13 protein-coding genes are annotated in these 12,252 nt (G+C 51.8%); 7 read left to right on the top strand and 6 right to left on the bottom strand.

All coding sequences use genetic code 11. The features are described from left to right. Positions 1 to 20 precede the first annotated feature (20 nt). On the top strand, positions 21 to 614 hold the full coding sequence (locus BL249_RS00805; RefSeq protein WP_099705199.1) for a glycine cleavage system transcriptional repressor: 594 nt from the start codon (positions 21 to 23) through the stop codon (positions 612 to 614). Continuing rightward, positions 592 to 1,059: a thioredoxin-dependent thiol peroxidase gene (bcp, locus tag BL249_RS00800; protein WP_099705178.1), complete on the top strand. Its 468-nt coding sequence runs from the start codon at positions 592 to 594 to the stop codon at positions 1,057 to 1,059. The genes BL249_RS00805 and bcp overlap by 23 nt, the downstream gene beginning before the upstream one ends. 35 nt (positions 1,060 to 1,094) lie before the next feature. Here the strand turns inward: bcp and BL249_RS00795 are convergent, their stop codons facing one another. The 3 genes from BL249_RS00795 to BL249_RS00785 form a co-directional block, all read right to left on the bottom strand. Continuing rightward, positions 1,095 to 2,168 carry an AI-2E family transporter gene (locus BL249_RS00795; protein ID WP_099705179.1) on the bottom strand — a complete coding sequence of 358 codons (1,074 nt, stop codon included), beginning with the start codon at positions 2,166 to 2,168 and terminating at the stop codon, positions 1,095 to 1,097. A 162-nt stretch (positions 2,169 to 2,330) separates the two neighbouring features. Then, positions 2,331 to 3,905, bottom strand: coding sequence for a sensor domain-containing diguanylate cyclase (locus BL249_RS00790; RefSeq protein ID WP_099705180.1), 1,575 nt, complete (start codon positions 3,903 to 3,905; stop codon positions 2,331 to 2,333). Between the two features lie 165 nt (positions 3,906 to 4,070). Beyond that, on the bottom strand, positions 4,071 to 4,676 hold the full coding sequence (locus tag BL249_RS00785) for a DsrE family protein (protein ID WP_099705181.1): 606 nt from the start codon (positions 4,674 to 4,676) through the stop codon (positions 4,071 to 4,073). A 747-nt stretch (positions 4,677 to 5,423) separates the two neighbouring features. Between BL249_RS00785 and bepA the strand changes: the two genes are divergently transcribed. Both bepA and arsC read left to right on the top strand, forming a co-directional pair. Then, complete coding sequence (gene bepA / locus BL249_RS00780; protein ID WP_446717688.1) at positions 5,424 to 6,860, top strand: beta-barrel assembly-enhancing protease; 1,437 nt, start codon at positions 5,424 to 5,426, stop codon at positions 6,858 to 6,860. A 20-nt stretch (positions 6,861 to 6,880) separates the two neighbouring features. After that, positions 6,881 to 7,234: an arsenate reductase (glutaredoxin) gene (arsC, locus tag BL249_RS00775; protein WP_099705183.1), complete on the top strand. Its 354-nt coding sequence runs from the start codon at positions 6,881 to 6,883 to the stop codon at positions 7,232 to 7,234. A gap of 18 nt (positions 7,235 to 7,252) precedes the next feature. On the opposite strand, the gene hda is transcribed toward arsC, so the two are convergent. The 3 genes from hda to upp all read right to left on the bottom strand — a co-directional run bounded on the left by hda (position 7,253) and on the right by upp (position 10,020). After that, positions 7,253 to 7,960 (bottom strand): DnaA inactivator Hda, encoded by a 708-nt coding sequence (gene hda, locus BL249_RS00770; protein WP_099705184.1) that lies wholly within the window; start codon positions 7,958 to 7,960, stop codon positions 7,253 to 7,255. 88 nt (positions 7,961 to 8,048) lie between these two features. Then, positions 8,049 to 9,332 (bottom strand): uracil permease, encoded by a 1,284-nt coding sequence (gene uraA / locus BL249_RS00765; protein ID WP_099705185.1) that lies wholly within the window; start codon positions 9,330 to 9,332, stop codon positions 8,049 to 8,051. 61 nt (positions 9,333 to 9,393) lie between these two features. Continuing rightward, positions 9,394 to 10,020, bottom strand: a complete 627-nt coding sequence (gene upp, locus BL249_RS00760) for a uracil phosphoribosyltransferase (protein ID WP_099705186.1) — start codon at positions 10,018 to 10,020, stop codon at positions 9,394 to 9,396. Between the two features lie 231 nt (positions 10,021 to 10,251). Between upp and purM the strand changes: the two genes are divergently transcribed. From purM to BL249_RS00745, 3 genes are all read left to right on the top strand, one after another. Then, positions 10,252 to 11,289, top strand: coding sequence for a phosphoribosylformylglycinamidine cyclo-ligase (purM, locus tag BL249_RS00755; protein WP_099705187.1), 1,038 nt, complete (start codon positions 10,252 to 10,254; stop codon positions 11,287 to 11,289). Beyond that, the gene (purN, locus tag BL249_RS00750) at positions 11,286 to 11,918 is read left to right on the top strand and encodes a phosphoribosylglycinamide formyltransferase (protein ID WP_099705188.1); all 633 of its coding nucleotides are present in this window, start codon (positions 11,286 to 11,288) and stop codon (positions 11,916 to 11,918) included. The genes purM and purN overlap by 4 nt, the downstream gene beginning before the upstream one ends. A gap of 203 nt (positions 11,919 to 12,121) precedes the next feature. Further along, a partial coding sequence (locus BL249_RS00745) for an IS1 family transposase (RefSeq protein WP_342633895.1) occupies positions 12,122 to 12,252 on the top strand: 131 nt, incomplete at its 3' end.

Genomic DNA, 12,252 nt, shown 5'->3' with positions numbered 1-12,252 from the left:
TCCTGACAGGAATCCTTATTTTGCCGCAGTCACAGCAACATCATCTTGTGATTACCGCGCTGGGCGTCGATCGTCCTGGTATCGTAAACACTATCACCCGCCATGTTAGTAGCTGCGGTTGCAACATTGAAGACAGCCGGCTGGCGATGCTAGGGGAAGAATTCACTTTCATTATGCTGTTGTCCGGCAACTGGAATGCGATTAACCTTATAGAGTCAACCCTGCCCCTCAAAGGGGCCGAGCTGGAGTTGCTTATCGTGATGAAACGCACGCTGGCACAGGAAAGGCCGCCAATGCCTGAAACCGTCTGGGTTCAGGTAGAGGTTGCTGACTCACCGCATCTGATAGAACGCTTCACCGATTTATTTTATTCCTATCAGATGAATATTGCCGAGCTGGTTTCCCGCACACAGACTGCACAAGAAAACCAGCCGCCTTTACTCTATATTCAGATAACCGCTCACAGTCCCGCCCGGCGGGCTGCGTCACAAATCGAACAAGCGTTTAACGATCTATGTACAGAACTGGGTGCTCAGGGCACTATTAACGTCGTGAATTACCCACAGCATGATGAAAAAATGGAGAGTAGTGATGAATCCACTGAAAGCCGGTGACGCCGCACCGAAATTTAGCTTGCCCGACCAGGATGGCGAACAAGTGAATTTAACCGACTTCCAGGGACAGCGCGTTCTGGTATATTTTTACCCGAAAGCGATGACGCCGGGCTGTACCGTCCAGGCATGCGGTCTGCGTGATAACATGGACGAGCTGAAAAAAGCCGGTGTTGAGGTATTAGGCATCAGCACTGACAAACCGGAAAAGCTGTCCCGCTTTGCGGAAAAAGAGATGCTGAACTTTACGCTGCTTTCTGATGAAGATCATCAGGTTTGCCAGCAGTTCGGCGTATGGGGAGAGAAAAGTTTTATGGGTAAAACTTATGATGGTATTCACCGCATCAGTTTTCTCATCAGCAGTGAAGGAAAAATAGAAAAAGTCTTCGATGATTTCAAAACCAGCAATCATCATGACATCGTCATGGACTACCTGAAGTCCGCCTGATGATAAGAACCCGGGCCGGATAACCGGCCCGGGCTTCACGGTTGTTTGTGGTCTGGTAACAGCGCCTCATCCGGCCAGGCGTGCATTACCGCCTTAATCAGCGTTGCCAGAGGAATGGCAAAAAAGACGCCCCAGAATCCCCACAAGTCGCCGAATACCACCACCGACATCATGATCACCAGCGGATGCAGGTTAACCGCTTCAGAAAACAGCACCGGCACCAAAAGATTACCATCAAGCCCTTGAATAATAAGATAAATAGCCAGCATGGTCCAGAAATCACCGCCCAGACCCCACTGAAACAGCCCGACGCAGATAACCGGAATCGTCGAAATAACCGCCCCGACGTAAGGAATCAACACTGAAATGCCAACCAGTACCGCCAGCAACAGCGCGTAATTCATTCCCACGACGATAAAACCAATCCAGGTCGCAATGCCCACCACCACCATCTCAACAACTTTGCCGCGGATATAGTTAGTGATTTGCTGGTTCATTTCAAACCACACCTGGTCGGCCAGCCCGCGATTACGCGGTAAAATACGCAGTACGCTGCCCCACAGTTGTTCACGATCTTTCAGCAGGAAAAAAACCATAATCGGCACCAGCACCAGATAGATTGCCAGCGTCACCAATCCCACCAACGAGGCCAGAGAATATTTCACTACCTGTTCGCCTAGTCCACTCAGCCGGTTGCGCAGATCGTTGACCACAATGTCAATAATGCCGACGTCCATTAAAGTAGGAAAACGTTCCGGAAGACGCATCGCATAGCGATAAAGGTTATTGAGCATGTTGGGTAAATCATGGGTCAGATTAATGCCTTGTTGCCAGGCAACGGGCACCACCACAAACGTCAGAATTAACACGATGCCAGCAAATAGCAACATAATAAGTGCCGCCGCCCAGGCGCGCGTACAGCCCATTCTTTCAAGACGCGCTGTGGGCCACTCCAGCAAATAAGCAATCACCAGCGCCACTAATAGCGGTGCCAGCATGCCGTTAAAAAAGTAAATAATACAAAAGGTGCCAACCAGAATGATCAGCAACGCAATTGCTTGTGGATCGCTAAAACGTCGGCGATACCACTGCCTTAACAACTCCAGCATTCAAGCCGCCTGTACCAGGAAAGAAGAGTTGACAGTGTACCCTAACCTGCCGTGCGGGTAAGCCCATTTGATGGCGATTATCCCTGCGCAATGGGTATTTTTAACACAGGTTAATGCTCTATTTTAGTGCCAGTACTGCATGACACGCCAGTAATGGCGCTTTTAACTGCCTGCGGGCAGCATGATGACCCGGTTTCGCCCCGCCTCTTTGGCCTGATAAAGCGCAGCATCAGCCAGTTTGAACGTGTGTTCCAGAGTCGTTTCTTGCGGGTGCCAGAACGCCACCCCAATGGAAATCGTAATATGCCCCACCGTTTCCAGCGCCTGTTGTGCTATCTGTTCGCGCAGCCGTTCGGCAATACTCAGGGCAGTCTCCTGGGTCGCACCGGGCAGAATCATCAAAAATTCTTCACCACCGTTACGACAGATGACATCACTTTTGCGTGAGCAGGCTTCCATCTGGCGCGCGACGCTTTGCAGCACCAGGTCACCAACATCATGACCAAAACTGTCATTCACCCGTTTGAAATGGTCAATATCCATGGCCAGTACGGCAAAAGATTGCTGAGTGGCCAGAAAGTACTCCAGCACCGCATTCAGACCGCGACGATTAAGTAACTGTGTCATCGGATCGGTTTGCACTTCAACCCGCAGACGACCGATTTTATCCTGCAGCAGGCTGATGCCAGTAAGAATAGCGCGCTTAATCTGTAATGCTTCAAAATACCAGGAACGAATCCCTTCGATCTCACCTGACACGCCCTGAACATCCATTTCTCCCGCCTTACGTGCCAGCTGCCACAAAGGCAAGGCAATCAGCCGGGCCAGCAACAGCGCCAGCACCAGCGTCAGCAGCGCCAGCGGAACCGAATGTTTCAGTACCTGTAACAACAGGGTGTCCAGCGGTGCCAGGGTAGTTTGCCGGGGTTTCAACGCAACGATGGTCCAGTTAGCCACCGGGACAATGGCGTAACCTGCCAGCATCACATCCTGATTAGCCCGCACCACCTGTTGATAACCGCTGCTTTGCTGCGCCCTGAGCTGAGGCGAAATGAATGGCTCAATGATTCTGCCAATCATCTCACTGTGCTGATGGTATAGCATGCGATTATCTTCATCGGTGACAAACAGACGGGTGCCGTCACGGTAAAATTGTTCTTCCAGCAGCGCATTGAGCACACTGTGTTTTTTCAGATAGATAGTGCCACCAACATAGCCAAGGTACCGGCCATCTGGCGCCGTCACCGGCCACGAAATCAGCACAATCAGATTGCCGGTAGCGGAAAGCGAAGGCTTGCTAATAAGCGGCCGTCGCGCCGTCAGTGCCTGGCGTGTAGCATCGGTATGCAGCTGTTTTCCTTCCAGCATGGATGACTCAGAAGACGCCGCCAGTACCACGCTTCTGGCATCCACTACCGCGACGGAATTAAAGCTATTAGTCTGTGTGCGCAGTCGCTGCACTTCCTGCTGCAACAGAGCCGTATTGCTGAACGCTTTCCCCATCCCGTTCGCACTCCAGGCCAGCTGAGACTGCGCCTGCTGGAAAAAGATTTCAGTGGTCGAAGCCAGCTTGGTGGCATAGACACGGTTTGCCTCCAGCGCATTGTTAATCAGTACCGTCTGCTGAACACGCCTCGTTGCATAGAGTGCATTCGCCAGGGTAATGACAATGCTGGCAACCACCAGCAGCGTTATCAGCGTTTTTAAATCTGTTTTAGGTCGCAGCGACCTTAACATACGGCAATACCGGTGTGGTTCATTCTCGATGCCTTACCCTGTTTTTGGCAAATCAGGCGGGAACCTGACAAACTATAGCGCTATTGTACACTGACCACTCAGCATAGGAATAATCTCAAATGCCGGACAGGCAAATTATTCTGTGCGCCAGGCCCGCCGGATCAGTTACATTTGCAGGTAAGCGTAGCCCTGATTCTGTAAGGTAGAAACGGTGGTCGGACTGGACAGTGCATGCGTCACTGATTTATCAATCCAGTTATACTGATAATGATGAAATGCCACCGACTGATCGCACACCGAAACGTCGACGCCTTTGTCACGCAGTTCACTGATTAATTTCAGATTGGGGTTATCAATTCCGTAAGCAGCATGATAATGGCTATTGTCCAGCATGGCTGGCGTACCATCACCGGTCACAGAAACGACAAATTTAAGCTTCTCCGCCGGCACGCCGGAAGCAATATAAAGATTGACCACCCGCGCAACGCGCTCTAATCCAAGATTAGGGTCCCTCATATTATTTTCACTTTTGGTTATCTGAAAAACAATCTTATTACTATCCTGCACATCTGGTTTATAGGCCACGTTCTGTTCGTAGTGAATTTTTCCATAACCCGCAATGGCTGGTGTGGTCCAGAAACCGGCCGGCTCGGCTGGCGGGCTATTTAAACGTGCGTTGACCTTACTGACTAATTCCGGAGCTTTAGAAAAACTCGCTCCCACAAAGCCCGCCACGGCAGCAATGGCTATATAAGAAATAATCTGACGCATTTTACCGGTTCTCCACACCACAATTAAAATCGTTCACGCAACAGCGCGTGACATCAGAGACGACTACGCAGGAAGATATATCACAGGCAAAGTATCCTGGTGATGGGAGAAAAAAGGCGGAGGGTAATTGCAGGGGTTTCGCTACCAGGCAACCCATCATATCTTATCAGAAAACCATTATGATAACCTGATGAAACCAATATTTAAGACGTGCCATTTTTAAAAATAAAATTGAACAAAACGGGCCAATTTACTGAACAAAAAATTATTCCTTCCTCAGCCATACTGGCACTAAAAATACATTTACCAGCCTGATAGTTACGCCAGCAAAGATTAAAGAAGAAAATATAACACTGTGAACGGCTAAATACTTTTTCAGAGTATACCTAACCTTATGCTAGCTATTTATCAGTTTATTTGAAAAAGATAAGACATTATTGAATACATAATCTGCGGCTCTCTGAACAAAATCATGGTTATCACTGGGCTTTATTTATTATAATGAATTGATTAATATCATTATTTAACCATGGCATGGTGTTAATCTTCATTCAAAATCCGGGCAATAACAAAAAGCAATTTTTTCAGCAAAACCACCCGAGTGCTGGCTGGATTTTCATCCGGGTGTCAGGAAGGTAAAATACACCGTAAAATTTCACCGGGTGCGCTAACATTTTTTCAGGCCCGCAGTCTGACTTAAGACTTCTTATCAGGAAAAGATGCATGTTCAAGCCATCAAAAAACAGAATGCTTGCTTCAGCTCTGCTCGCCCTGTTGGTTCACACAGCAGCGCCAGTACGCGCAGATGTCAGCGATAATCTGCCGGATATGGGCACCACCGCAGGTGGTACGCTCACCATTGATCAGGAACGGCAGATGGGCGATTTCTACGTTCGCCAGCTGCGCGCCAGCGCGCCGTTAATCAACGATCCCTTGCTGAATCAATATATTAACAGTCTGGGGCAGAGCCTGGTCTCTCACGCCTGGTCCGTCCGCACCCCTTTTCACTTTTTCCTCATTCGTAATGATGAGCTGAATGCCTTCGCTTTCTTTGGCGGTAACGTGGTGCTGCACTCGGCCCTGTTTCGCTATGTCGACAATGAAAGCCAGCTGGCGTCAGTGATGGCCCATGAAATCTCGCACGTCACCCAGCGCCACCTTGCCCGTGCCATGGAAGAGCAGCAGCGCAATGCGCCGCTGACATGGGTAGGCGCACTGGGTTCAATATTACTGATTATGGCAAATCCTCAGGCCGGTATGGCTGCGCTGACCGGCACGCTGGCCGGTACCCAGCAAGGCATTATCAGCTTCACTCAGCAAAACGAACAGGAAGCTGACCGCATTGGCCTGCAGGTATTACAGCGCTCAGGTTATGATCCCCAGGCGATGCCCAATTTTCTGCAAAAGCTGGCCGACCAGTCGCGCTATGGACAAAAACCGCCGGAAATGCTGCTGACACACCCGCTGCCGGCCAGTCGTTTGTCCGATGCCCGTAACCGCGCCAATCAAATGAAACCAGTGGTCGTACAATCCTCACTGGGATTTTATCTGGCCAAAGCACGTGCCCTCGGCATGTATGCTACCGGCCAAAACCAGCTAACCGATGATTTGCTGCATAGCTGGTCACAGGGAAACAGCCGGGAAAAACTGGCCGCCCGTTACGGTAAAGCCGTGCAGTTTCTTCAGGCTAAATCCTTTGATGATGCCCGCCGGATAATGACGCCGTTACTGGCGGACGACCCGGACAATGTCTGGTATCTGGATATCATGACCGATATCGATATTGGTCTGAAGCAACCACAGCAAGCCATTCACCGGCTGCTGGCGGTGAAAAATAAAAATGATGCGATTTTGCAGCTCAATCTGGCGAATGCTTACGTTGAAGCCAACCAGCCCGCCGAGGCCACCCGCATACTGAACCGCTATACCTGGAATCACAAAGATGACGCTAACGGCTGGGATCTGCTGGCCCAGGCCGATGCGGCTCAGGGCCTGACCAGTGAAGAGCTGGCGGCCAGAGCAGAAAGTCTGGCTCTCAGTGGCCAGCTGGATCAGGCTATTCGCGCGCTCAGCAGTGCCAGCGCCCAGTCGCGTCTCGGCAGTCTTGAGCAAGCGCGTTATGATGCACGCATCGACCAGTTGCGCCAGCTGCAGCAGCGCTTCCGGCAATATCAGCGTTCTTAATCGCCAACAAGGAGGAAAACGTGTCAGAGGTAACGATTTATCACAACCCTCGTTGCAGCAAAAGCCGGGAAACACTGGCCCTGCTGGAAGCACAAGGCATTCATCCACACATCATTCCCTATTTAACCACGCCCCCTGACGTAACCACGTTAAACAGGTTATTAGTCCAGCTGGGTTTCAGCGATGCCCGTCAGCTTATGCGCACCGGAGAGAGCCTGTATAAAACGCTTAATCTGGCCGATCCCAGCCTCAGCCAGGCTGCTTTACTGCAGGCCATGGCGCAAAATCCAACGCTGATTGAACGTCCGATTGTGGTGGTTGGGGAGCAGGCAAAACTGGGGCGGCCACCGCAGCAGGTACTTTCTTTGCTGTAGAAGGCTGCCGGCGGCCCGCTAAAGGCCGAGGGTTTCCTTAACAAAGGGGATGGTTAATTTTCGCTGGGCGCTGATTGAGGCATAATCCAGCCGGTCAAGCGTAGTAAACAACGTGCGCATTTCACGGTCCAGCCGCTTTAACAAAAAGCGGCCAACGTCTTCCGGCAGCTCAAATCCGCGCTGACGGGCCCGCAGCTGCAAAGCCTGTACTTTATCGTCATCGGACAGCGGCTGCAGGCGATAAATTTGTCCCCAGTCAAGGCGTGAGGCTAAATCCGCCAGCGTCAGATTAAGCTGACGCGGCGGCCGGTCGCCGGTGATAATCAGCCGCGCGCGACCGCTTTCCTGGATGCGGTTGTACAGATTGAAAATCGCCATTTCCCAGGCATCATCACCGGCAATACATTCAATATTATCAATGCATACCAGCGCCAGCTGTTCCATTCCTTCCAGTACCTCGGGCACAAACCAGGTACGTTTATCCAGCGGGACATAGCCCACCGCCTGATGACGGGCAGAAAGGCTGGCACAGGCGGCATGCAGCAGATGACTGCGACCGCTTCCTTCGCGCGCCCAGATATAAAAATAGCTGCCATGATCCTGCATCAGCGCATTCTGTAATGCCGCTAGCAGCACCGGATTTTCCCCTGGCCAGAAGCTGGCAAAGGTTTCATCATCCGGCAAAAAAAGTGGCAGGGAGAGCTGCGCTGGCGTGTTCAGAATCACCTCTGAGTTAAGCGGCAGAATACGGCGCTGAGTTTATCACAGTTCAGCGCCGGAAATGAAACCAGCGGCAACGGCCTGTCCGCCACGATTACCGGCGGTCATTTTCCTGCGCATCCAGTACAACCTCTTCCGGACGCAGCAATGAAATCGCCCTGAAAATCAGGCTCAGCAGTACGCCAACTACCGTTGCCAGCGCCATCCCTTTCAGCTCCGCGGCGCCAATATGAACCCGGGCACCGCTGACGCCAATGATCAGAATAACCGAGGTCAGAATCAGATTTTGTGCTTTGTTATAATCCACCTTTGACTCAATCAGTACCCGTACCCCGGATGCGGCAATAACGCCATATAGCAGCAGGGAAACCCCGCCCATAACCGGTACTGGTATAGCCTGAATTGCCGCCGCCAGTTTACCAATACAGGAAAGCAAAATAGCCAGAATAGCCGCACCGCCAATCACCCAGGTACTGTAGACGCGGGTTATCGCCATAACACCGATGTTTTCACCATAGGTCGTATTGGGCGTCGAACCAAAGAAACCGGAAATGACGGTGGAAATCCCGTTGGCAAACATTGAGCGATGCAAACCGGGGTCCCTGATTAAGTCTTTTTTCACGATATTGGCCGTCACCACCAGATGGCCAACATGCTCAGCTATCACCACCAGCGCCGCCGGGACGATGGTCAGCATAGCCGCCCAGTCAAACTGGGGTTTATAAAACGTTGGCAGGGCAAACCACTGCGCCTGATTAACCGCAGTCCAGTCAACGACGCCCATAAAATAAGACAGCAGATAACCCACCAGCACGCCAATCAGAATCGGGATAATGGCCAGGAAGCCGCGAAACAGCACGGAGCCAAAAACCGTCACCGCCAGCGTTATCATGGAAATTGCAATGGTTTTACCATCTGCGGCCGCCCCTTCGGCAGGAAGCAGTCCAGCCATTCCGGCCGCTACACCGGCCAGTTCCAGGCCTATTACCGCAACTATCGCCCCCATTGCCGCAGGTGGAAACATGACATCAAGCCAGCCAGAACCGGCCTTTTTTACAATCAGCGCCACCAGACAAAACAGCACACCACAGAGGATAAAACCGCCAAGCGCTTTCTCATATCCCAGAGGTAACAGCAGTAAAACCGGTGAGATAAACGCAAAGCTGGAACCAAGATAAGCCGGTATTTTACCTTTACATATCAATAAGTAAAGCAAGGTGCCGACGCCATTAAATAACAATACCGTGGCCGGATTAATATGAAACAGGATCGGTACCAGTACGGTGGCGCCAAACATGGCAAACAGATGCTGAAAACTGAGTGGAATAGTTTGCAACAGCGGTGGTCGTTCACTGACACCAATAGCACGACGAGTCATAGCAATCCCCTTGAGTTGTTTTTTGTTAAAAAAAAGCCGACTCTGCGGTCGGCTTTAACAGTTATTTGGTACCAAATATTTTGTCGCCGGCATCGCCGAGACCGGGAATAATGTAGCCCTTATTATTCAGTCCATGGTCGATAGAGGCAGTATAAAGCTCCACGTCCGGGTGGACTTTTTCCAGCGCGCGTATCCCTTCCGGAGCGGCAACCAGCACCAGAACTTTAATGCTGCTGCAGCCGACTTTCTTTAATAAATCGATAGTTGCAATCATTGAACCACCGGTCGCTAACATCGGATCGACCACCAGTGCCATGCGTTCGTCCATGCTGGATGCCAGCTTCTGAAAATAGGGCACCGGCTCCAGAGTCTCTTCGTCACGGTAGACACCGACTACGCTGATGCGAGCACTTGGCACCAGCACCAGTACGCCTTCCATCATCCCGAGTCCAGCACGCAGAATTGGCACGACGGTAATTTTTTTGCCTTTAATTTGCTCAATCTCTACCGGGCCATTCCAGCCTTCGATAGTGACTTTTTCGGTTTCCAGATCGGCCGTCGCTTCATAAGTCAGCAGACTCCCTACCTCTGATGCCAGCTCGCGGAATCGCTTGGTGCTGACATCGTGTTCACGCATCAGACCCAGTTTATGTTTGACCAGCGGGTGTTTGACTTCCACGATCTTCATGGCTTGGACTCCTGGAATATATTAGCGACAAAAAAAATCGCGCGATTATACCGCCTTTTAGCAGGCCTGCCAGGAGTAATAAATCAAATGCGCGTTATTTAATAAAGCATCCAGCAAAATCCATTGCAAGGCAATGTGGCTTAACATGGTACTCGCAAACGATTTCTCACGCTGCTAGAATTGCCGCGCTCCCGTTTATACCACCAACCGCAACCGCGTGGGGATTTTGCAGTGACCGATAAAACCTCTCTGAGCTATAAAGACGCCGGCGTTGATATTGATGCTGGCAATGCATTAGTTGACCGCATTAAAGGCGTGGTAAAACAAACCCGCCGTCCTGAAGTCATGGGTGGTCTGGGAGGCTTTGGTGCCCTGTGCGCCCTGCCGCAAAAATATCGTGAACCGGTACTGGTCTCCGGTACCGATGGCGTTGGTACCAAGCTGCGTCTGGCCATGGATCTGAAACGCCATGACAGTATCGGCATTGATTTGGTGGCCATGTGCGTCAACGATCTGGTGGTACAGGGCGCTGAACCCCTGTTTTTCCTTGACTATTACGCCACCGGCAAGCTCGATGTCGACACCGCTGCCAGCGTGATAACCGGCATTGCGCAAGGCTGTCAGCAGGCCGGCTGCGCGCTGGTGGGCGGCGAAACCGCTGAAATGCCAGGCATGTATCATGGTGACGATTATGATGTTGCCGGTTTTTGTGTTGGCGTGGTGGAAAAATCGGCGATTATCGACGGCAGTAAGGTACAGGATGGTGATGTACTGATTGCACTTGGCTCCAGTGGCCCCCACTCCAACGGTTATTCACTGATTCGTAAAATTCTTGAAGTCAGCCATACCGACGCACAAAGCACCATGCTCGACGGTAAATCTCTTGCTGATCACCTGCTTGAACCCACGCGCATCTACGTAAAAAACCTGCTGAATCTGATTGAACAGCTGGACGTTCATGCCATTGCGCACCTTACCGGCGGTGGTTTCTGGGAAAATATCCCGCGCGTACTGCCGCAGAACACCCAGGCGGTGATCGACGAATCCAGCTGGCAGTGGCCGGCCGTATTCCGCTGGCTTCAGCAGACGGGTAATGTCAGCCGGCATGAAATGTATCGCACCTTTAACTGCGGGGTTGGCATGGTGATTGCGCTGAATGCAGCGGATGCCGACCGGGCCATCAGGTTGCTGACAGATGCCGGTGAACACGCCTGGCAGCTTGGCCGGATCAACGCTTACGACGGGCCGGAGGCAGTGGTTATTGCATGATGAGGATTGTCGTGCTGATCTCCGGAAATGGCAGCAACCTGCAGGCGATTATCGCGGCCTGCCAGCAGGGGAAAATCGCCGGCCAGGTAGTGGCCGTTATCAGTAACAAAGCCGATGCTTACGGATTGCAGCGCGCGCAGGCGGCGGGTATTGCTAGCTGCGCGCTTTCCCCCGCCACCAGCCGCGAAGCCTTTGACCAACAGCTGATAGCCAAAATCGACGGCTTCCAGCCGGATCTGGTGGTGCTGGCAGGCTATATGCGCATCCTGACCGCCCCTTTCGTCCGGCACTATGCCGGGCGTCTGCTGAATATCCATCCTTCGCTATTACCAAAATATCCTGGCCTGGATACCCACCGCCAGGCAATAGAAAACGGTGATAGCGAGCACGGCACTTCGGTACACTTTGTCACCGAGGTACTGGATGGCGGGCCGGTTATTCTTCAGGCACGGGTACCGGTGTTCGCCAGCGACAGCGTTGCTGACGTCGCGGCGCGGGTGCAGCATCAGGAACATGCTATCTATCCGCTGGTTATCGCCTGGTTTTGCGCCGGCCGTTTGCGCATGTCTGACGACATGGCCTGGCTTGATGGCCAGCCACTGGCGCCTGAGGGCTATGCGGCGGAATAAAGCGCCCGCAGCCTGCTCAGCATGCCCGTTCTGCCGATCTGACGCATAGCGCAATTCTGCCCCTTTGCCATGGCAAGGTTTATCGCTATTTTCAGCTATTTCTGACGCCTGTTATTGTTGCTATGTGTCTGGTAAGACAATATTCAGGTGATGCCTCTAATTGGTTGAATCTGATGTATAATGCGGGCTTTTGAGGTTCTCTTATGGCCAGCGTTAACGTTCATTGTCCCCGTTGTCAGTCTGTTCAGGTTTACCGCCATGGTCAGAACCCTAAAGGCTATGACAGATTTCGCTGCCGTGACTGCCACCGCGTGTTTCAACTCACTTACGCTTA

The sequence above is a fragment of the Erwinia sp. OLFS4 genome, from assembly GCF_002752165.1.
Taxonomy (GTDB): domain Bacteria; phylum Pseudomonadota; class Gammaproteobacteria; order Enterobacterales; family Enterobacteriaceae; genus Izhakiella.
Note: the sequence above shows the minus strand (reverse complement) of the source record. Positions and strands in the feature narration are given on the sequence as shown.

Bases quoted from the DNA above. Each gene is read 5' to 3' on its own strand.
- bcp (WP_099705178.1), top strand. From the start codon at position 592: ATGAATCCACTGAAAGCCGGTGACGCCGCACCGAAATTTAGCTTGCCC.
- BL249_RS00795 (WP_099705179.1), bottom strand. From the start codon at position 2,168: ATGCTGGAGTTGTTAAGGCAGTGGTATCGCCGACGTTTTAGCGATCCA.
- BL249_RS00790 (WP_099705180.1), bottom strand. From the start codon at position 3,905: ATGTTAAGGTCGCTGCGACCTAAAACAGATTTAAAAACGCTGATAACG.
- BL249_RS00785 (WP_099705181.1), bottom strand. From the start codon at position 4,676: ATGCGTCAGATTATTTCTTATATAGCCATTGCTGCCGTGGCGGGCTTT.
- bepA (WP_446717688.1), top strand. From the start codon at position 5,424: ATGCTTGCTTCAGCTCTGCTCGCCCTGTTGGTTCACACAGCAGCGCCA.
- uraA (WP_099705185.1), bottom strand. From the start codon at position 9,332: ATGACTCGTCGTGCTATTGGTGTCAGTGAACGACCACCGCTGTTGCAA.
- upp (WP_099705186.1), bottom strand. From the start codon at position 10,020: ATGAAGATCGTGGAAGTCAAACACCCGCTGGTCAAACATAAACTGGGT.
- purN (WP_099705188.1), top strand. From the start codon at position 11,286: ATGATGAGGATTGTCGTGCTGATCTCCGGAAATGGCAGCAACCTGCAG.